The 19895-nt window shown below is 73.2% G+C and carries 12 protein-coding genes; 6 read left to right on the top strand and 6 right to left on the bottom strand.

What is annotated here, in order from left to right; all coding sequences use genetic code 11:
• Positions 1 to 192 precede the first annotated feature (192 nt).
• On the bottom strand, positions 193 to 2607 hold the full coding sequence (locus ABZY13_RS06760; RefSeq protein WP_356627795.1) for a glycoside hydrolase family 9 protein: 2415 nt from the start codon (positions 2605 to 2607) through the stop codon (positions 193 to 195).
• Between the two features lie 799 nt (positions 2608 to 3406).
• On the opposite strand from ABZY13_RS06760, the gene helR reads away from it, so the two are divergent.
• The gene (gene helR, locus ABZY13_RS06755; RefSeq protein ID WP_356627794.1) at positions 3407 to 5551 is read left to right on the top strand and encodes an RNA polymerase recycling motor ATPase HelR; all 2145 of its coding nucleotides are present in this window, start codon (positions 3407 to 3409) and stop codon (positions 5549 to 5551) included.
• Positions 5552 to 5786: 235 nt separating this feature from the next.
• Positions 5787 to 6263 carry a hypothetical protein gene (locus ABZY13_RS06750; protein WP_356627793.1) on the top strand — a complete coding sequence of 159 codons (477 nt, stop codon included), beginning with the start codon at positions 5787 to 5789 and terminating at the stop codon, positions 6261 to 6263.
• Between the two features lie 148 nt (positions 6264 to 6411).
• On the opposite strand, the gene ABZY13_RS06745 is transcribed toward ABZY13_RS06750, so the two are convergent.
• From ABZY13_RS06745 to ABZY13_RS06735, 3 genes are all read right to left on the bottom strand, one after another.
• The gene (locus tag ABZY13_RS06745) at positions 6412 to 7434 is read right to left on the bottom strand and encodes a LacI family DNA-binding transcriptional regulator (RefSeq protein WP_356627792.1); all 1023 of its coding nucleotides are present in this window, start codon (positions 7432 to 7434) and stop codon (positions 6412 to 6414) included.
• A 69-nt stretch (positions 7435 to 7503) separates the two neighbouring features.
• Positions 7504 to 9111: an AMP-binding protein gene (locus ABZY13_RS06740; RefSeq protein ID WP_356627791.1), complete on the bottom strand. Its 1608-nt coding sequence runs from the start codon at positions 9109 to 9111 to the stop codon at positions 7504 to 7506.
• Entirely contained in the window at positions 9108 to 10781 is a 1674-nt protein-coding gene (locus ABZY13_RS06735; RefSeq protein WP_356627790.1) for an AMP-binding protein, read from the bottom strand. Before ABZY13_RS06735 ends, ABZY13_RS06740 begins: the two co-directional genes overlap by 4 nt.
• A gap of 115 nt (positions 10782 to 10896) precedes the next feature.
• On the opposite strand from ABZY13_RS06735, the gene ABZY13_RS06730 reads away from it, so the two are divergent.
• From ABZY13_RS06730 to ABZY13_RS06720, 3 genes are all read left to right on the top strand, one after another.
• Positions 10897 to 11733: a helix-turn-helix transcriptional regulator gene (locus tag ABZY13_RS06730; protein WP_356627789.1), complete on the top strand. Its 837-nt coding sequence runs from the start codon at positions 10897 to 10899 to the stop codon at positions 11731 to 11733.
• Positions 11734 to 12159: 426 nt separating this feature from the next.
• Positions 12160 to 14976, top strand: coding sequence for an AAA family ATPase (locus ABZY13_RS06725; RefSeq protein WP_356627788.1), 2817 nt, complete (start codon positions 12160 to 12162; stop codon positions 14974 to 14976).
• A 334-nt stretch (positions 14977 to 15310) separates the two neighbouring features.
• Positions 15311 to 16117, top strand: coding sequence for a serine protease (locus ABZY13_RS06720; RefSeq protein ID WP_356627787.1), 807 nt, complete (start codon positions 15311 to 15313; stop codon positions 16115 to 16117).
• A gap of 135 nt (positions 16118 to 16252) precedes the next feature.
• Here ABZY13_RS06720 and ABZY13_RS06715 read toward each other — a convergent pair whose 3' ends face one another.
• On the bottom strand, positions 16253 to 17356 hold the full coding sequence (locus ABZY13_RS06715) for a winged helix DNA-binding domain-containing protein (protein ID WP_356627786.1): 1104 nt from the start codon (positions 17354 to 17356) through the stop codon (positions 16253 to 16255).
• Positions 17357 to 17496: 140 nt separating this feature from the next.
• On the opposite strand from ABZY13_RS06715, the gene ABZY13_RS06710 reads away from it, so the two are divergent.
• On the top strand, positions 17497 to 18480 hold the full coding sequence (locus ABZY13_RS06710; protein WP_356627785.1) for a polysaccharide pyruvyl transferase family protein: 984 nt from the start codon (positions 17497 to 17499) through the stop codon (positions 18478 to 18480).
• Between the two features lie 345 nt (positions 18481 to 18825).
• Here the strand turns inward: ABZY13_RS06710 and ABZY13_RS06705 are convergent, their stop codons facing one another.
• On the bottom strand, positions 18826 to 19869 hold the full coding sequence (locus tag ABZY13_RS06705) for a glycosyltransferase (RefSeq protein ID WP_356627784.1): 1044 nt from the start codon (positions 19867 to 19869) through the stop codon (positions 18826 to 18828).
• Between the last annotated feature and the right edge of the window lie 26 nt (positions 19870 to 19895).

The following is a 19895-nucleotide window of genomic DNA, read 5'->3' as shown; positions in this document are numbered from 1 at the left end:
CTCCCCACTGATGGGAGCGCTCCCACCCACTGGTTCGGAGAGGACTGTAGGAGCGTCCTCAGCCCCCTGACAACCCATCGGAACCGAATGTGTCGAACTGATTTCGAAGCGGCTGGTCAAGGGGGGTAAGGGCTTCAAGATCCTGAACTCCTGGCATATGCCAAGGAGTTGGGAGCGCTCCCGAAAGTTTCGTCAGGTGCAATGACGGCCGTTGAGCGTGACGTTCGAGGGCGCGCCGGCGGAGCTTCCGCTCGCCTGGAAGCCGAACGTTGTCGAACCGCCCGCCGAAAGCGTCGCGTTGTGCCCGGCGTTGGAGGCGGTCACCTCCGTCCCGGACTGGGTGACGGTGGCGTTCCACGCGTTGGTGATCCGCTCGCCGCCCTTGAAGGTGAAGCCGAGCTTCCACCCCTGGATCGCCGTCGACCCGGTGTTGCGTACCCGCACCTCGGCCGTGAAACCTCCGTTCCACGACGACCCGACGGTGTACGCCACCTCGCACGACCCCGCCGGGCTCGGCGTGGGCGTCGGATCCGGGGTGGGCGTCGGAGTCGGGTCCGGGGTCGGGGTGGGCGTCGGGTCCGGGGTGCTGCCGTCGGGGAGGCTGCCCCACTGCCGCTCGGAACCCTCCAGCAGGACGATGTTCGGCGCGTCCGCCGGCGTGGTGCCCGGCGTGGTCGGAACGCCCCGGTAGGACCAGTCGTTGGACGGATCCCAGGCCCCCGTCGAACTGATCCGGAACTGCACCTCCTTGCGGTACGCCGACTGCCCCGCGGGCGCGATCACCGTCTGCGAGCAGTCCACGGTGACGTAGTACACGCTGCCCCGGTACTGGGTCGGTCCGGAGGCGGGCCCGCACTGGTTGTAGTTGGTCGTGACGCTGATCTGGCCCGGGCTCACGCCCGGTTCCAGGGTGAAGTAGTAGCGCAGCGAGGCGTCGTTCAGCGCACGCGCCGGCCAGGCCGACTTGTTGACCAGATACGCCTTGATCTCCGTGAAGCCGTTCCCGACGGCGTTCACGGACGCCTGCACGGACATCTCCGGGCCGTCGGGCCGCTCGGGCTTGGGGAAGTCCGCCAGCGGCGTGCCGCCGTACTCGGCGTAGAGGCGGGCGAGCGCCCCGGTGAAGGCGGCGTTGTAGTCGGTGGCGACCTCGTTGTTGACGTAGTTCTGCCGGTCGTCGGTGTAGGCGTCGTCCGGGGCGCTCGGTCCGCCGACGAGGGCGCCGTAGAGGGTGTGCCGGCTTTCGGCGGGGCTGGTGATCTGGTCGGTCCACGAGCCGTGGGCGGTGCGGTGGTGCGGCTTGGTCGGCGGGTTGGCGCCGAAGCCGACGACGTAGCTGGACTTGCGCGGATTGTCGCCGAGCGCGTAGTTGATCTGCCGTACGGCGAAGTCGTGGTAGCGGGTCTTGCGTTCGGGGTCGCCGGTGAGCCAGTCGGAGTAGACCAGTGCGGCGAAGGCGGTGTTGGCGGCGTACCGCAGGGAGCCCCAGCTGTCGAGCACGGCCTGGCCGCCCGGCGAGTAGCGCACCCGGTTGCCGTTCACCCCGGTGGTCCACCAGTCCAGCCACCGGTTGGCGTCGTCGATGTAGCGCTGCTTGCCCGTGAGCTGGGCGAGCAGGACGTAGGCGCCGTAGGAACTGTCGTCCCAGGACAGGGTCCACCGGTAGGAACGGGTGGACGTCTGCGGCTCGGTGGACAGATCGTCGTAGTACTTCTCGGCCTTGGCGAGATAGGCCGGGTCACCGGTCGCCTTGTGGAGCCAGATCGCGCCCCACACGAGTTCGTCCCGGTAGCCGCTCCAGGAGTTGTAGTAGCTCTGCGCGTCGGTGATGCAGTCGCTGTACTCGCCGCGGTAGGTGTCGGCGAAGGTGTACAGCTGCTTGGCGTGCGTCAGCAGCTTGTCCGCGTAGGCCGCGTCACTGTCGGCGAACACCATGGAGGAGGCCGCCATCGCCGCCGCGGTCTGCCCGGCGAGGTCGGTGCCGGGGCAGGAGGCGTCGATCTTGTAGGCGGGCCGGTCCATCGGCATCACCTCGGCCGGCCCCCACCAGGCGTGGTCCCGGCCGCCGTGACCGACCTGCCCGTAAAGGACGTTGGGCGAGGGGTGGGCCTTGATGAAGTAGTCGTTGACGAACCGCAGGTTGTTCTTGAGATACGTCCACTGCCCCGCGGAGGTGTAGGCGGCCCGCTCCTCCAGACCTCCCCAGGCCAGCACGGTCGCCGAATAGGCCATCGGAAGGCCGAACTTGACGTGGTCCCCGGCGTCGAACCAGCCACCGGTCAGATCCAGGCCGACGTCCTTGCCGTCGTTCAGCGCGGAGTCGCCGCGCCAGGAGACGCGGTTGGTGTCCGGGAGTTCGCCGGACTGCTGGGCCTCGTAGAAGAGGAGCGACTTCTGCAGGGCCTCGCCGTAGTTGAACGCCGGCGCGGCGGCCGACGGGGAGGCTGCGGCGAGCGGAAGCAGCAGCCCGGCGGTGACGACGGCCGCGAGGGCGGCGACGGGGCCGGGGCGGGGGCGGCGACGGGGGGAGGTGGGGGTGGGCGCGGGGGTGCGGGGCTGCTGCCGTCTTGTGAGGGGTTTCAGCAGTCCGAGCAGGTGGGGGCGCAACGGATCGTCCTTTCCGTACGGCCGTGCGGAGGAGGGATCGGGTCGTGCCGTGCTGGGGAGCGAAGGCCCGGCGCGGGTCCGGCCGGCCGGTGGCTGGAGCATGGCCGACCTTGCGCTGGGCATACGCGTGCGGGAGCCCGTGGGAGCGCTCCCACTTGCATGAAGCCAGCCCCGTAGCGGGCTGTCAAGGGATGGGAAAGTCTGGATCACGACTTTCGGTGGAGGGTGGGCGGAGCGGTGGGCGGGAGGTGGTGCGGGCGAAGCCATGACTCCCCGGCGGTGTCATGACTCCCGGCCGTGTCATCGCTCCCCGGCCGTCGACCCGTCGACGGCCGGGGAGGACTGCCGGGAGGGTCCGGGGAGCAGTGACGACTGCCGGCGCGGCGACAACGACCCCTCGCCCGGCGGCGAGCACACGCAAACCGGCCGCCGACGCATCACTGAAGCGACGACGGCGGTGGGAGGGAACGACGACGCGGACCGGCGATGATGGGGAGAAGCCCACTGGCCGAGAAGGCGAAAGGCGCGCCCTGAGAACGAGACGCGCACGACGCGCACTGAGAAGGTGATGGCGCGTGCTGGAGGCGAACGAAGATCGCAGGCGAACGGCCGGCACTGGAGTCCGGAATGATGAGTCCGGAGTGACATGACCCGGGGTGGGTGGACCCACTCCTCGCCACTCTCAACGTATAGCGCACTGGGGGGCTTGCGGCAAGGCCCCCGTTCTGCCGCAGAATCGCAGGCCCAGGCCGCGTGCCGCCGGACTTCGCGCGCGCGGCCGCTGATCGGAGCTGATGCCATGACCCCCCTGACCACCAGTGCCTTCGACCTGCCCGAGCGCCTCTCGGCCAAGGCCGCCCCGGAGCTGATCGCCGGTGACGAGCGGCACTTCGCGGCCATCGCGGAGAGCCTGGAGCGAACGATCTCCGAACTCGACGAGCAGCTCGCCGCCGAACGCCGGGCCCCCGGCGGCGTGGGCCGGGCGGCGATGGACCGGGACGCGGAGATCCACCGGTTGACGGCCCGCCTGCGGGCACTGCGGCGCTTCGGCCTCGACCTGTGCCTGGGCCACATGGTCTTCGCGGACGACCCCGAGCCCGTCTACGTCGGCCGCCTCGGCCTCACCGACAGCACGGGCCGCCGGCTGCTGATCGACTGGCGCTCCCCCGCGGCCGAGCCGTTCTTCGCGGCGACCCACGCCAACCCCATGGGGCTGGCGAGCCGCCGCAGATACCGCTGGACCCGGGGCCGGATCAGCGACTACTGGGACGAGGTGTTCACCGCGGAAGGACTGGAGCGGCGGGCGGCGCTGGACGACCAGTCGGCGTTCATCGCGAGTCTGGGCGACAACCGGTCGTCGCGGATGCGGGACGTGCTCGCCACGATCCAGGCCGACCAGGACGCGATCATCCGGGCCGGTTCGCGCGGCGCGCTGGTCGTGGACGGCGGTCCGGGCACGGGCAAGACGGTGGTCGCGCTGCACCGCTCGGCGTATCTGCTCTACTCCGACCCGCGCTTCGGGCACCGCAGGGGCGGCGTGCTGTTCGTCGGCCCGAGCGGCCCCTATCTGGCCTACGTCGCCGATGTGCTGCCCAGCCTCGGCGAGGAGGGCGTACGGACGTGCACGCTGCGGGACCTGGTCCCCGAGGGCGCGGCGGCGGCGCCCGAGAAGGACCCCGAGGTGGCCCGGCTGAAGTCGTCCGCCGGCATGGTGAAGGCGATCGAGAAGGCCGTCCGGTTCTACGAGACCCCGCCCACCGACACCCTGACGGTCACGACTCCCTGGGGCGAGGCAGTGCTGACCGCCGACGACTGGGCCGAGGCCTTCGAGGCGGCGGAGTCGGGTGCTGCGCACAACGAGGCACGGGAGCTGATCCGGCAGGAGCTGGTCACGATCCTGCTGGACAAGCTGGGCGAGGAGGTGCCGCCGGACCAGTTCCGGAAGTTCCTGGCCCGCGACGCGGAGCTGACCGGCGCGCTGAACAACGCCTGGCCGCTGATCGACCCGCTCGACCTGGTCGGTGACCTGTGGTCGGTGCCCGCGTATCTGCGGATGTGCGCGCCATGGCTGAGCCGGGACGAGGTACGCCGGCTCCAGCGCGCGGACGCCCGGGCCTGGACGGTGTCGGACCTGCCGCTCCTGGACGCGGCGCGGCAGCGGCTCGGCGACCCGAAGGCGGCGCTGCGCAGACGCCGGCGCGAGGCCGCGGTCGAGGCCGAGCGAGAACGCATGGCCGGCGTCATCGACAACGTGATCGCGTCCGACGACGACGGCGAGGGCGCGGTGACCATGCTGCACGGGCAGGACCTGCGGGACAGCCTGGTGGACGAGGCCGCGCTGCTGGCCACCGACCCGGAGCCGCTGTCCGGCCCGTTCGCGCACGTCGTCGTGGACGAGGCGCAGGAACTGACCGACGCGGAGTGGCAGATGCTGCTGCTGCGCTGCCCGTCGCGGAGCTTCACGATCGTCGGCGACCGCGCGCAGGCCAGGCACGGCTTCACCGAGTCGTGGCAGGAACGGCTCGCCCGAATCGGCCTCGACCGGATCGAGGTGGCGTCCCTGAGCATCAACTACCGCACGCCCGAGGAGGTCATGACGGAGGCCGAGCCGGTCATCCGCTCCGTCCTCCCCGACGCCAACGTGCCGACGTCCGTCCGCAGCAGCGGCATCCCGGTGACCCACGGCACGGTCACGGAACTGGAGCAGGTCCTCACCACCTGGCTCACCGAGCACACCGAGGGCACCGCCTGCGTCATCGGCGCCCCGTCCTACCGGGGCGCCTCGCGGGTCCGCTCCCTGACGCCGGAACTGGCGAAGGGGCTGGAGTTCGACCTGGTGGTGCTGGTGGATCCGCAGGCGTTCGGCACGGGTGTCGAGGGCACCGTGGACCGGTATGTGGCGATGACGCGGGCTACGCAGCGGCTGGTGGTGCTGACGAGCTGAGCCGCGCGACGCCGGGGCTGAGCGCCGTGCGGGGAGGTCCGGGCCACGGAGGCCGTGTACGGCGAGCAGGACCGGACGTCGCCGCCCGCGGGGACGTCCAACCCAGATGGTGCCTTGTTGGCCAAGCGGCCGGGCACGGCTGGGAGTCGCGCCACGGCACGGCCCAAGCACAAGCACAAGCACCCCCGGTGAACACCTTTCGAGCAGGATCGAAAAGCTTCTGTCACCGGCGTGCATGAGGGATCATCAGGGCGCGCAACACGGCATCGCCCGCGTGGACGGTGACCAATTCTGCTACTCCCTGCTGCGGAACATTCGTCGCAGGCATGAACGGATGATCCTGGAGGATCACATGCGTACTCGGCAGCACTTCTTCACCGGTGTCTTCATCGCGGCCGCGGCCGTGTCGACTCTGGGGATCGGCGCGGGCGTTGCCAGTGCCGACAGCAGCGACAGTCGGCTCGCTCCCGTGGCGGTCACCGCCATGCCGGCTGCGAGGCAGGACACGGCCCTCTGCGTCAGTGGAGGCTGCGTCACTGCCGTGCCCGACACGACCCTCTGCGTCAGTGGAGGCTGCGTACAGACCGTTGACGACGCCACGACCGCCGGCCACCACCAGACCCACGCCCTCCCCCTCACCGACACCACGGTCAACGGCGGCCCCTACAAGCCCACCGGCGACGAGCTCAACAACCCCACGCCGATCGGCTGACCGCCCGCCGCAGCCCGTCCGGGGGCGGCCACCGCGCCCCGGACGGGTTACGGGGTCGGCTCGTGGTTCGGCCCGTCACCGCGTATCCCCGGCCTGCGCAGGCCGGGGATACGGCCATTTCCGGGCCGCCCTCGCGGGCCGGCACCCCCTACGCCGACTCCCGCACCACCAGCTGCGTCCGCAGGATCACGTGCTGCCAGGCGACCTCCGGCTGGTCCATCTCCTCCAGCAGGAGGCGCACCATCGTGCGGCCGATCTCGTCCAGGGGCTGGCGGACGGTGGTCAGGGGTGGGTCGGTCTGTTCGGCCAGTTCGAAGTCGTCGAAGCCGATCAGGGCGACGTCGTCCGGAACCCGGCGTCCGGCCGCGTGCAGGGTGGCCAGGGCGCCGGCGGCCATGGAGTCGGAGGCGACGAAGACGGCGTCGACCTCGGGGTGCCGTTCCAGGAGCGTGGCCATCGCCCGTTTGCCGCTGGCCTCCGTGAAGTCGCCCTCGACCACCAGGGAGGGGCCGTTGTCCAGCCCGGCCTGGGACAGGGCCTCGTGGTAGCCGCGCAGCCTGCACTGGGCGACGTACATCTCGGGCGGGCCGGTGATGGCGGCGATCGCCCTGCGGCCGCCGTTCACCAGGTGGTTGACGGCGGCTCGGGCGCCGCCAACGTTGTCCGCGTCGACGTAGGTGACGCGTTCGTCGACCGAGCGGCGGCCCAGCAGCACCGTGGGCAGGCCGGCGTCGGCGAGCATGTCGGGCAGCCGGTCCTCGGCGCGCACGGACATCAGCAGGACGCCGTCGACCCGGCCGCCGCGGGCGTACTCCACGAAGCGCTGCCGCTCGGCGTCGGTGCGCACCAGGGTGAGCAGCAGTTGGACCGCCGTGTCGGAGAGGGCGTCGCCGACCGCGCGGACGACTTCCGAGAAGAACGGCTCTCCGAACAGCCGCCAGTCCGTCTTCGTCATCACGAGCGCCACGGCGTCGGCGCGCCGCCCCGCGAGTGAACGCGCCGCCAGATTGGGCACGTAGCCCAGCTCGGCGATGGCGCGCTGGACGGCGCGGCGCGTGGACTCCTTGACGCCCGCCGCGTTGTTGATGACCCGGGAGACCGTGCCCCGCCCCACTCCGGCGAGGGCGGCGACTTCCTCCAGTGTCGGCGTGCCGTTACTGCGCTTGACCATAAACCCCACCCCCAAGGCCCCCCGATCTTACGGGGCGAGCCCCGTGCTGCCGAACGGCCGGGCGGCGGGTCAGGCGGTGAATCGCTCCCTGAGTTCGATCTTGCGTACCTTTCCGGACACCGTCATCGGGAAGGAGTCCAGCACCTGGAGCCGGCTCGGGATCTTGTAGTGGGCGAGCCGTCCCTGGCAGAAGGCGCGGATGTCGTCCAGGGCGGGGGGATCGGCGGGGTCGCGGGGGATGACGCAGGCCAGCACTTCCTCGCCGTAGTGCGGGTGGGGCACGCCGACGACCTGGACGTCGGCGATCTTCGGATGGCCGTAAAGGAACTCCTCGATCTCGCGCGGGTAGATGTTCTCGCCGCCCCGGATGATCATGTCCTTGATGCGGCCGACGATCTCGACGTAACCGTCGGGGCGCATCACCGCGAGGTCACCCGTGTGCATCCAGCGTGCGGGGTCGACGGCCTCGGCGGTCTTGTCGGGCTCGTTCCAGTAGCCGAGCATCACGCTGTAGCCGCGGGTGCACAACTCCCCGGCCGCGCCGCGGGGTTGGGTCACTCCGGTGGCGGGGTCCACGATCTTCACCTCGATGTGGGGCAGGACGCGGCCGACGGTGGCCGTGCGGTGTTCCAGGTCGTCGTCCGCGCGGGTCTGGAGGGACACCGGGGAGGTCTCGGTCATGCCGTAGCAGATGGAGACCTCGCGCATGTGCATCTCGGCGACGACCCGTTTCATCACCTCCACCGGGCAGGGCGAGCCCGCCATGATGCCGGTGCGCAGGGAGGTGAGGTCGTAGGAGGCGAAGTCGGGGAGGTTCAGCTCGGCGATGAACATGGTCGGGACGCCGTAGAGGGAGGTGCACCGCTCGCGCTGTACCGCCTCCAGGGTCGCCCTCGGGTCGAAGGACGGGGCCGGGATGACGATGCAGGCGCCGTGGGAGGTCGCGCCCAGGTTGCCCATGACCATGCCGAAGCAGTGGTAGAAGGGCACGGGCAGGCAGACCCGGTCCTGCTCGGTGTATCCGATGGTACGGCCCACCCAGTAGCCGTTGTTGAGGATGTTGTGGTGGGAGAGGGTGGCGCCCTTCGGGAAACCGGTGGTGCCCGAGGTGTACTGGATGTTGATCGGGTCGTCGCATGTCAATGCGGCCTCCTGCGAGGCGAGTTGCTCGGCGGGGACGGATCGCGCCGCCTCCGTCAAGGCGTCCCAGCTCCTGTCGCCGATGTACACCGTCTCCCGCAACTGCGGGCACCGGCCCCGCACTTGCTCCACCAGCGCCCGGTAGTCGCTGCCCTTGTGCGCGAGGGAGGCGACGAGCAGGGTCACTCCCGCCTGGCCCAGGACGTACTCCAGCTCGTGCGCCCGGTACGCCGGATTGATGTTGACCAGGATGACGCCGATGCGGGCGGTGGCGTACTGGATCAGCACCCACTCGGGGCAGTTGACCGCCCAGATGCCGACCCGGTCGCCCTTGCGCAGTCCCTTGGCGAGCAGCCCGCGTGCCACCTCGTCGACGGCCGCGCCGAACTCGGCGTAGGTCCAGCGGCGTCCGGACACCACGTCGACCAGCGCCTCGCGGTCCGGGTGGGCGGCGACGGCCCGGTCGAGGCTCGCGCCGATGGTGTCGCCGAGGAGCGGCGTCCGGCTCGTGCCGTGGCTGTAGGAGGCCGTCGTCACCGGAAGTCCTCCTCGCGGTACTCGTCGGCGGAGCCGGCGCCCGCGGCCGTCGCCTCGCGCAGTTCGATGCGGCGGATCTTGCCCGACACGGTCTTCGGCAGGTCGCCGAACTCCAGGCGGCGGATGCGCTTGTAGGGCGCGAGCACCTCGCGGGAGTGCTCGAACAGCACCTTCGCGGTGTCCGGGCCGGGCTCCCAGCCGTCGGCGAGGACGACGTACGCCTTCGGCACGGCGAGCCGCAGTTCGTCCGGGGCGGGCACGACCGCCGCCTCGGCGACCGCCTCGTGCTCCAGCAGCGCGCTCTCCAGCTCGAACGGGGAGATCTTGTAGTCGGAGGCTTTGAACACGTCGTCCCGACGACCGACAAACGTAATATATCCGTTTTCGTCCCGTGTTCCGATGTCACCGGTGCGGTAGTAGCCGCCGGCCATCGCCTCCGCCGTGCGATCCGGGTCGCCGTGGTAGCCGGTCATCAGGCCGACCGGGCGGGTGGACAGATCGAGCGCGATCTCGCCCTCGGACGCGCCGGGTTCGCCCGTGACCGGGTCGAGGAGTTCGACGCGGTAGCCGGGGCTGGGGCGGCCCATGGAACCGGTCTTCAGCGGCTGGCCGGGGGTGTTGGCGATCTGCACCGCCGTCTCGGTCTGCCCGAAGCCGTCCCGGATCGTCACGCCCCACGCCCGCCGGACCTGCTCGATGACCTCCGGGTTGAGCGGCTCCCCGGCGGCCACGGCCTCGCGGGGCGGGGTGCGCAGGTGGGTGAGGTCGGCCTGGATGAGCATCCGCCACACCGTGGGCGGGGCGCAGAAGGAGGTCACTCCGGCCCGGTCCATCTCGGCCATCAGGCGGGCCGGGTCGAAGCGGGTGTAGTTGTGGAGGAAGACGGTCGCCTCGGCGTTCCAGGGGGCGAAGAGGTTGGACCAGGCGTGCTTGGCCCAGCCGGGCGAGGAGATGTTGAGGTGGACGTCGCCCGGCTTCAGGCCGATCCAGTACATGGTGGCCAGATGCCCGATCGGGTACGAGACGTGGGTGTGCTCGACCAGCTTGGGGCGGGCGGTGGTCCCCGAGGTGAAGTAGAGCATCAGCGGGTCGTCCGCGTGGGTGGGGCCGTCGGGCGTGAAGCCGGCCGGGGCGTCGTACGCCTCCTCGTACCGCTGCCAGCCGTCCGGTGCGCCGCCTGCCGCGATGCGCGTGTAGTCGCCGGGGACGTCGTCGAACTTGCCGGTGTCGTCGGCCCGGACCAGTACGTGCCGGACCCGGCCGCGGTCGACGCGGTCGCGCAGGTCTGCGGGTCCGAGCAGCGGGGTGGCCGGGATGACGACGGCGCGCAGCTTCATCGCGGCCAGCGCGGTCTCCCACAGCTCGGCCTGGTTGCCGAGCATGACGAGGACGCGGTCGCCGGCGCGCACCCCGCGTGCGCGCAGCCAGTTGGCCGCCCGGTCGGAGCGTTCGGACAGCTCGGCGAAGGTGAGGCGCATCTCGGCGCCGTCCTCCTCGACGATGTGCAGGGCGGTGCGGTCGTTGCCGTCGGCGATGACGTCGAACCAGTCGAGCGCCCAGTTGAAGCGGTCGGGGCGGGGCCATGCGAAGTCCCGGTGGGCGGTGGCGTAGTCCTCTCGGTGCCGCAGCAGGAAGTCCCGTGCCTCGCGGAAGCGCTCCGTCGCCGTCATTCGTCCTCCTTCGTGCCGGACCATTGCCGGGCGGCTCGCTGTCATCGTGTAATCCGTGATGCAGGTCTCACTACCCCCGAACGGGGGGAGTGCGCTGCGGTGAAGGAGCGAACGCGTGGTGACGGAAGCGGCCGGTGCGGACGAGATGCGGGGCGCGCTGGTGCGGCTGCGACGGTCGACCGGGCTGCCGGTGGCCTTCGGCGGACTGGTGGAGCCCGGCCGGCCGCGGCTGCGGATCAGCGAGCTGAGCGGCACGCGGACGCTCGCGCTCAGCTCCCTCGCGGTGAGCACGGGCAGCGGTCTCGGCGGGCGAGCGGTGGCACTGGGCCGGCCGTGCGCGGTGCCGGACTATCCGTCGTCGCGGCGGATCAGCCACGAGTACGACGCACCGGTCGCCGCCGAGGGGCTGCGGTCGGTGCTGGCGGTGCCGGTGGTCGTACGGCGCCGGGTGCGGGGCGTGCTGTACGGCGCCCTGCGCGCGGCCCAGCCGCTGGGCGACCGCACGCTGAGCGCGGCGGTGGAGGCGGCGCGGGACGTGGAGCAGGCGCTGGTGGTGCGGGAGGAGGCGCGGGACCTGCTGGCCGCGGCGTTGCCGGGGCCGGACCGGGACCCGGGCGCCGCGCGGGAGCGGGAGCGGGTGCGGGAGGCGCACGCGGCGCTGCGGGCGCTGGCTCCGCGGATCGCGGACGCGGCGCTGCGGGCCGAGCTGCTGGAGGCGTGCGGACTGCTGGTGGCGGAGGGCGGCGGCCCGGAGGGGGTCGGCCTGGCGCCTCGGGAGGTGGACGTGCTGGCGTGCGTGGCGGCCGGGGCGACCAACGCGGTGGCCGCGGGGCGGCTGGGACTGCGGCCGGAAACCGTCAAGGGCTATCTGCGGTCGGCCATGCGCAAGCTGGGCGCCCGGACCCGGGGGGAGGCGGTGGCGGCGGCGCGCCGGGCGGGGCTGTTGCCGTAGACGGGAGAACCCGCCCCCGGGCGGGGGGCCGGAGCGGGGGCGGAGCGCGGCTGGACGGCATGGGAGGGAGGGACGGGCCCCGGGCACCGGGGCGGCGCAGGGCCGGTGGCGGCACGGCGCCGGTGTTGGCGCAGGGCCGCGGCGGACGGCATCGGAAGGGCGGCGGATCGACAACGGTTCAGCGGCGAATAGGCGGCGAATCGGCGACGGACCGACAACGGAGCGGGGCGGACCGGTCGCCGATCGGTCGCGGATCGAGCACGGATGGGCGGCGAACCGGCGGCGGACCGGCAGTGAACCGGCGACGGATCGACCGCAGAATTTGCTTCCGCACCGAATCTGTTATTTCCCTCACCACATCGCCCCTCCGAATTTCAACGACACGTTGCCTAGAATTTGGCCCGAACACGACACTCGGAGGGAGCGGTGACCGTGCGACGGGACTTCCAGGAGCCTGCCAGATGCCGCCCCGACCTGGTCATCGGCCGGGACGAGCTGTTCACGGCCGCGCGTGACCAGCTCGGCCGGGGCGGCAGTGTGCTGCTCCACGGGCCCGCCGGAATAGGGAAATCGACCGTCCTGCGGTCGTTGACCGCGGATTACGCCCGCGCGGCGCGCACCGTGTTGCGCTGCTCCGCCACCGAGTCCGAATCGCATCTGCCCTTCCTCGCCCTCGCCGACCTCCTCGGCCAGGTCCTGCACAGGGTCTCCGACAAGCTGCCCGCCGCGCAGAGCACGGCCCTGGAGTCGGCGCTCACCGGCCGCGGCGAGTCCACCCTCCAGCGCGACGGTCTCGCGCTGCGCCTGGCGGTGCTGTCGGCGCTGCGCGCGCTGGCCGTCGACGGGCCGGTGCTGGTCGTCGCCGACGATGTGCAGTGGCTGGATTCGGCCAGTGCCGAACTGCTCGGGTTCGCCGCCCGCCGCCTGGGCGACACCCCGGTCCAGCTGCTGGCCGCGGTGCGCACCGACGGGCAGGAGTACGACCGTCATCTGCGCGCCGCCCCGCCGGACACCCTGGCGGTCCGCCTCGGCGCCCTCTCCCGCGCCCAGGTGTCCGCGCTGCTCGAGAACCGCGGCTACACCGGCCTGCCCCGCTCGACCGTGCGGGACATCCACCGCACCAGCGGCGGCAACCCGCTGTTCGCGCTGGAGCTGGGCCGTGCGCTGGCCGAGAATCCGACGCCGCCGCGCCCCGGCGAACCGCTGCCGGTGCCGACGTCGCTGCGCGCCCTGGTGCTGAGCCGGCTGGAGATGCTGTCGGCCGAGGCCCGGCACACCCTGCTGGTGGCCAGCGCCGGCGCCCGCCCCACGCTGGCCCTGCTGCGCGCGGCCGGCCGGGAGAACGCCGAGGCGGAGACCGCGCGGGCGGCGGAGCTGGGGCTGCTAGCGACGGAGCCGGAGGGGCCGGCCGTACGGTTCGCCCACCCGCTGATCTCGGCCGCGCTGTACGCGGAGGCGCCCGCGCACGAGCGGCGGGCCGCGCACGCCGCCCTGTCGACGGCGGCGTCCGACCCGATCGAGCGGGCCCGGCACCTGGCGCTGGCGACGGCCGGCACCGATCCGGGGGTCGCGGCGCGGCTCGCCGGGGCCGCGGCGCTGGCCCGGGACCGCGGGGCGCCCTCGGTGGCCGCCTCGCTCATGCTGCTGTCGGCCCGGCACACGCCGGCCAACGGCGCTCCGGGGCCGGACGAGCGCCGGCTGCAGGCCGCGGAGGACGCGATCATGGCCGGGGAGGTGGACCTCGCCCGGGACATCGCCCGCGAGGTGCTGACCCGGGCCACGGTGCCCGCGGACCGGGTGCGGGCCTGGATGGTGGTGATCGAGGCCGCCGGGCAGGCCCTCGGGGAGGTCGACGCCGTCTTCCCGCAGGTGCTGGCCGACGCGGGCGACGACCCGCGGCTGCTGGCGCTGGTGCACTACCAGCTGGCGTGGCGCGCCCTGGTCGTGGAGGGCGACTTCGCGGAGGGCCGGGAGGAGGCCGCGCACGCCGCCGAGCTGGCCGCCCGCGGCGGCGACCGGCGCACCGAGCTGCTGGCGCTGGCTTTCCAGGCTCAGGCCGAGACCCTGATGGGCCACCCGGACGCCCCGGCGACCATCAAACGCGCGCTGAAGGAGCCGCAGGACCCGCAGGTCGCCTGCCATCACAACGGCGCGGGCTCGACCCGGCTGCGCTGGCTGCTGATGGGCGACCAGCTGTCCGAGGCGCGCAGCACGGTCACGGCGCTGCTGCGGGAGGTGCGACGGCGCGGCATGGTCGAGAGCGAGGTGCACTTCCTGCGCATGCTGGCCGAGGCGGAGCTGCGCTCGGGGCACTGCGGGCGTGCCCTGGACCTGTCCCGCGAGAGCCTGCGGCTGGCCCGTGACTCCGGGATCGGCGAGGTGGCCTCCGCGGTGCTCACCTCGCTCGCGGAGGCCTCCGGCGGGGACGTGCAGCGCGGGCTCGCGCTGGCCGAGGAGGCGGTGCGGCACGCCGAGGACGACGGCGACCAGATCTACATGTCCCGTGCCCTGGCCGCCCTCGGCTACGTCCAGCTGGTCGCCGGGGACGCGCCGGGCACGGTGCGCTCGCTGCGCCGGGTGCGGGAGCTGGAACACGGCCTCGGCGTCACCGACCCGGCGCGCGGGCGCTGGCACGGCGACCTCGCCGAGGCGCTGGTGCTGATCGGCGAACCGGACGAGGCGCGGGACCTGATCGAGGTGACGCGCGAGCAGGCGCTGCGGCTGGGCCGGGAGAGCACGCTCGCGGTGCTCGACCGGGGCGAGGCCCTGCTGCGCGCGGCGCGGGGCGAACACGACGCGGCATGCGCGCAGTTGACGTCGGTTCAGGACCGGCTCGCCAAGCTGGGCTGCGGCCTGGAGGAGGCGCGGACCGCGTTCGCGCTGGCCCGGCTGCGCACCCGGCGGCCGGGTCCGACGTCGTACGACGAGGCGGCGCGGCTGTTCCGGCGGTGCCGTGCGCTGCCCTGGCTGCGTCAGGTGGACGCGGCGATCGCGTCCGGCGCCGCCGAGCCGGCCGTCCCCGCGCCCGCCCCGGTGGTGCCGGACGCGCTGGAGGGGCTGGCGTCGATGGAGCGTCAGGTCGCGGCGCTGGTGATGGAGGGCGCGACCAACCGGGAGATAGCCGGGCGGCTGTTCATCAGCGTCAAGACGGTCGAGGCGACGCTGACCCGGGTCTACCGCAAGCTGGGGATCCGTTCCCGGGTGGACATCGTCCGGCTGGCGGCGGCGCGGCACGCCCGGTAGGCGGCACGCGCAGGGACCGGGCGGGGGCGGCTGGTAGGGGCACGCGTACGGACCGGCCGGGGCAACTGGCGGGGGCACGCGTACGGACCGGGCCGGGGCAACTGGCGGGGGCGCCCGCCCGGCGAAGGCGGTCCTCAAGCCGCCGCCGGGGGCGCGACCGAGGGTTTTCCCTGCCCCAACTCCGCTAGGGGAGTCCCTCATTGGGGCGGTACGAGGGCCGGTCCTAGCGTAGGGGACGTGCCGCTCGCCGGGCACATGGGGGTCGGTCCCGAGACCCTCGTGAACCACCCCCCGCACCCGCGCGACCCCCCACCGGCAACCCCTGAGGAGACTCATGTTCGGGCTCATCCGCGCCAGAAGGAACGGTTCCGCGAGAAAGACCGCCGTCGCCCTCGCCGCTACGGCCGCCGCCGCGGCGACCGCTCTGGCCGGCTCCCCCGCCGCCGCCGCTCCGCAGCCCATCGTGGGCGGGACGACCACCACCACGACCACGTATCCGTTCATGATGCAGATCACCGACTCGTCGCAGAACCAGTTCTGCGGCGGCACGCTGGTCTCGCCGACGAAGGTCGTCACCGCCGCGCACTGCATGGTCGGGGAGACCACCAGCAGCGTCCGCGTCGTCGGCGGGCGCACCTACCGCAACGGCACCAACGGCACCGTCGCCCGGGTCAGCAGGATCTGGATCCACCCGAACTACACCGACGCCACCAACGGCGAGGACGTCGCCGTGCTGACGCTGTCGACGTCGATGCCGTACACCCCGGCGAAGTACGTCTCGTCGACCGAGACGTCCGTGTACGCGGCCGGCACCACCGCCCGCATCGTCGGCTGGGGCACCACCCGTTCCGGCGGCAGCTCCTCCAACCAGCTGCGCACCGCCACCGTCCCCACGGTCTCGGACACCAGCTGCCGCACCTCGTACGGATCCGACTACGTCGCCGCCGAGATGGTCTGCGCCGGCTACTCCTCCGGCGGCGTGGACACCTGCCAGGGCGACAGCGGCGGCCCGCTCCTCATCGGGGGCGTGCTGGCCGGCATCACCTCCTGGGGCGAGGGCTGCGCGGCGGCCGGCTACCCCGGCGTCTACACCCGGCTCACCACCTTCTCCAGCCTGGTGACCACTCAGGTCAACTCGTGACGGGCCGGTGAACCAAGGCTCCTGAGTACCACTCAGGTGAAAAACCAGGGGGCGTTGCGGGCCTCCACGAGCGGCCCGCAACGCCCCCTCTCCATGCGCCGGTTCACCGAGGCAGCGCGTCACCGGTCATCCGGTTCAGCCGGTCACCGTGCCGAACCGGAGGTCGTACGACTCCCCCGGCGCGAGGACCTCCAGCATCCGCTCCCCCTCGCCCGCCACGGCCGCGCGCTGCGCTCCGGTCAGCGCGTCGAACTCCTCGACGACCAGGGCGTCCTCGGTCAGCCGCCAGACGCCCGCCACGAAACCGTCCACGAGCAGCGGGCGGTGGAAGGTGTTCACCCGCCAGGTGCGGCCCCTGTGCCGGGCGGGCAGCACCCGGGTGCGGTCGGCGTGCGAGAGCAGCAGGTTGTCGAACTCGGGCAGGAAGCGGGGCGGTGCCGGGGTGTCCGGGTCGGGGCGGGGCGCGTCGGGCAGGTCGAACAGCTCGACGCCGTTCTCGTCCCGGAAGACCGCCAGCCGGGGCCGCAGGCCCTCGAAGGCGGCGCGCAGCCGGGTCAGCCCGCACCAGACCTGCATGTCCTTGACGGAGGCGGGCCCGAAGGCGGCCAGATAGCGCCGGACGACGTCCTCGACGTCCGCGGCGGGCGGGGCGGGCCGGCCGAGCCACCGCTCGACGGTGGTGAGGGCCACCTGTCCACCGCGCCCCCAGATCCCGCGCGGGGTGACCTGGACGAGCGGGAGCGTGCAGCGGGCGGCGACGGCGAGGGAGGCCGGGTCGGCGTCCGGCCACTCGGCCCCGAGCGCGTCCCTCAACTGCCGCATGGTGCGCGGCTCCTCCTCGACCAGCTCACGGGCGCGGGCGGCGAGGCGGTCCAGGTCGACGCCGGCCAGGCCCTCCCGGAAGTTCCTCAACTCCCGGAGCACGACCGGCTGGACCAGCGGGCGCAGGGCGAGGGCGTCCTCGGCGGTGTGCAGGTGGATGGTCGAGCGCAGGGTGACGATCCGTACCGCCTCCCGCCGCTCCAGGGGCCCGGCCAGCCGGTCCGGCGCGAAACCGTCCAGGCGGGCGGCGAGCGCGGCGTACGGCGGCTTGACCTCCTGCGCCTGGAGGCCGACGAGGTGCTCCACGGCGGCCGGCGCGGACAGGGCCGAGCGGCGCAGGAGCAGCTGCCGGTCGAGGGTGGCGCGGTTGAGGGCGCGCGGGCCGAGGACGGGTGCGGCGGGGGTGGCCTTCGTCATGGGACGACCGTAGGGCCTGACGGGCACGCCCGAGGGGACCGGGCGGCAGGGCGGGGCGGGGTGATCGAGCGGGTCGACCGGGTGGGTGTGCCGGCGGCGCGGTGATTGGAGCGGAGCGTACGGGGCACCCGTGCCGCACTGTGGAGCCACGACTGCGCATCCTGGTCGTCGGGTGGTTCAGCTTCCGGGACGGGGAGGCGACCGCCGGGGACGTGCTGGCCCTGAAACGGGTGGAGGACGTGCTGGCGCGGCGCGGGGCGCCGTACGACGTCGTATGGAGCCCGGTGTTCCGGGAGCGGGCCCTGCACTTCGAGCGGGTGCGGCCGGAGGACTATTCCCATCTGATCTTCGTGTGCGGGCCGTTGCACGGTCCGCGGATCGAGGAGCTGCACCGGCGGTTCGCGCACTGCGTCCGGATCGCGGTCGGCACGTCCGTGATCGACCCGGCGAGCCCCGCCGTCACCGGGTTCCACCGGGTGCTGGCCCGCGACGCCCGGGACGAGGAACCGGTGGTGGACCTGTCGGCCCGGGCCCCCGCCACGCCGGTCAGGCCGGTGGTCGGGGTGATCCTCACCCACGGGCAGCACGAGTACGGGCGGCAGCGGCGGCACGCGGAGGTCGCCGAGGCGGTGACCCGGTGGCTGTCGGCCAAGCAGTGCGCGCGTCTGGAGCTGGACACCCGGCTCGACGCGCATGACTGGCGGCTGTGCTCGACGCCCTCCCAGCTGACGTCGGTCCTGGCCCGGCTGGACCTCGTCGTCACCGACCGGCTGCACGGGCTGGTGCTCTCCCTGCGCGCCGGCACCCCGGCCCTGGCCGTCGATCCGGTGGCGGGGGGCGCGAAGGTGACGGCTCAGGCGCGGGCGTGCGGCTGGCCGGCGGTGGTGCCGGCGGAGGCGCTCACGGCGGGCGGGCCGAACGGGCACGGGCCGGGCTCCGGCGGGCTGGACGCGGGCGGGCTGGAGCGATGGTGGCACTGGTGCCTCACGGCCGGGCGCCGTGAGGCACACCGGTTGCGTGCCGAGTTCCGGGAAGGAGCGGTGCGGGACAGCGCGGCGGGGCTGTGGCAGGCGCTGGAGTCGGCGTCCCCGGCGCCCGCGCACGAGGCGCACGAGGTCGGCTGAGTCGTCGCGGCCCGTCGGCCCCTCTGTCCTGCGGAGTCCTCCGTCCCTGAGTCCTTCAGTCCTTCTCGTGTGCCCCCGAGCAGGTCGGGCGGCCCGTCGGTCCCGCGGCTCGGTCCGTGAGTTAGTCCGGGGATTTCGGGGGCACACGAGTGGGACGGAGACGCGCCGGAACCAGCCGGATTGCGGAGACGCGGGGATACGGAGATACGGAGACCGCTCCGAAGACCATTGCGGAGAAACGCGCACGGCCTCGGTCCGGGGGGCGACCCGGACCGAGGCCGTGGGCTCTTGTCCCGGCACTTCCCGGCACTGGCTGGTCCCTGTCGTCGCTGCGCCGCTTGCCGCTCACGCCACTTCCTGCCAGGCGGGCGCCCTTCGGTGCCGCCAGAGTCCGCTGAGCCAGTGCCAGGTGGCCGTCGGCGGGATGAGCGCGCTGGTCACGACGACGGTCGTCACCTCGTCGCGGGTGCGCGGACCGGGCAGGATGCGGGCGCGGGCGTACTCGGCGGTGCCCACGGCCCAGACGAGCCCGGCGGCGAGAGCGGGCCCGCGGTGCCGGGTGACCGCGAGGGCGCAGGCGGCGGCGCCGGTCGCGGTGACGGCCAGATGGGCGCGGATCGGACCGCGCGGGGCGACCGCCTTGTGCCACCAGCCGGGACCGTGCAGCCGCAGCATGAGGGCGTCGTCGGCGTGGCCGCGCTGGGCGCGCACCGAGGCCCAGCGGTCGGCGCGGTGGACGGGGTGCCGGGCGCTGCGCCGCCCCTGCCGTATGCGCCGACGGTCGTCGAGGAGGCGCAGCGCGAGGTCGGTGCCGTCGCGGTGGGAGCGGCGGAACCGTTCGTCGAAGCCGTGGACCTGCTTGAGGGCGTCGGTGCGGTACGCCATGTCGGCGGTACTCCAGCGGGCCCGCGCGCGGGCGACGGTGTCGCGCTCCCAGTCGGTGGGCGGGCGCGCGCCGGGCAGGGGGACGTCGATGACGCCCTGCACGGCGGCGGTGTCGGGGTCGGCGGCGCGCAGGTCCTCGGCGAGCTGCTCGCACCAGTGCGGCCCGACCTGGACGTCGTCGTCCAGGAAGACGACCCAGGGCGAGGCGACCGCGCGCAGTCCGGTGTTGCGGGCGGCGGAGGGGCCGTGGCCGTGGCCGTACAGCACGGTGGTGCGGTCCCGCAGGTGGCTGAGGACGGCGAGCGGGTGTTCGAGGTCGGCGGGGTCGGGAGCGGGCCGGTCGTCCACGAGGACGATCTCGCGGGGCTCGGGTCCGGTTGCGGCGGCGAGCGCGGCGAGGCAGTCGGCGAGGGTGTCCCGTACGACGGTGGGCACGACCACGGCGTACGCGGGGGCGTGGGCGGGTGCCGTCGTCGCTGGGGTGCTGGGGCCGGGATCGTGCATGAGGGACGACTTTCTGGCGGGGCAGG

This window comes from Streptomyces sp. NPDC006610 (genome assembly GCF_040611575.1).
Lineage (GTDB): Bacteria > Actinomycetota > Actinomycetes > Streptomycetales > Streptomycetaceae > Streptomyces.
Note: the sequence above shows the minus strand (reverse complement) of the source record. Positions and strands in the feature narration are given on the sequence as shown.

What these genes read in the sequence shown, in the direction of transcription:
- helR (WP_356627794.1), top strand. Translation starts at nt 3,407, where the DNA reads ATGACCCCCCTGACCACCAGTGCCTTCGACCTGCCCGAGCGCCTCTCG.
- ABZY13_RS06750 (WP_356627793.1), top strand. Translation starts at nt 5,787, where the DNA reads ATGAGGGATCATCAGGGCGCGCAACACGGCATCGCCCGCGTGGACGGT.
- ABZY13_RS06745 (WP_356627792.1), bottom strand. Translation starts at nt 7,434, where the DNA reads ATGGTCAAGCGCAGTAACGGCACGCCGACACTGGAGGAAGTCGCCGCC.
- ABZY13_RS06735 (WP_356627790.1), bottom strand. Translation starts at nt 10,781, where the DNA reads ATGACGGCGACGGAGCGCTTCCGCGAGGCACGGGACTTCCTGCTGCGG.
- ABZY13_RS06720 (WP_356627787.1), top strand. Translation starts at nt 15,311, where the DNA reads ATGTTCGGGCTCATCCGCGCCAGAAGGAACGGTTCCGCGAGAAAGACC.
- ABZY13_RS06715 (WP_356627786.1), bottom strand. Translation starts at nt 17,356, where the DNA reads ATGACGAAGGCCACCCCCGCCGCACCCGTCCTCGGCCCGCGCGCCCTC.
- ABZY13_RS06705 (WP_356627784.1), bottom strand. Translation starts at nt 19,869, where the DNA reads ATGCACGATCCCGGCCCCAGCACCCCAGCGACGACGGCACCCGCCCAC.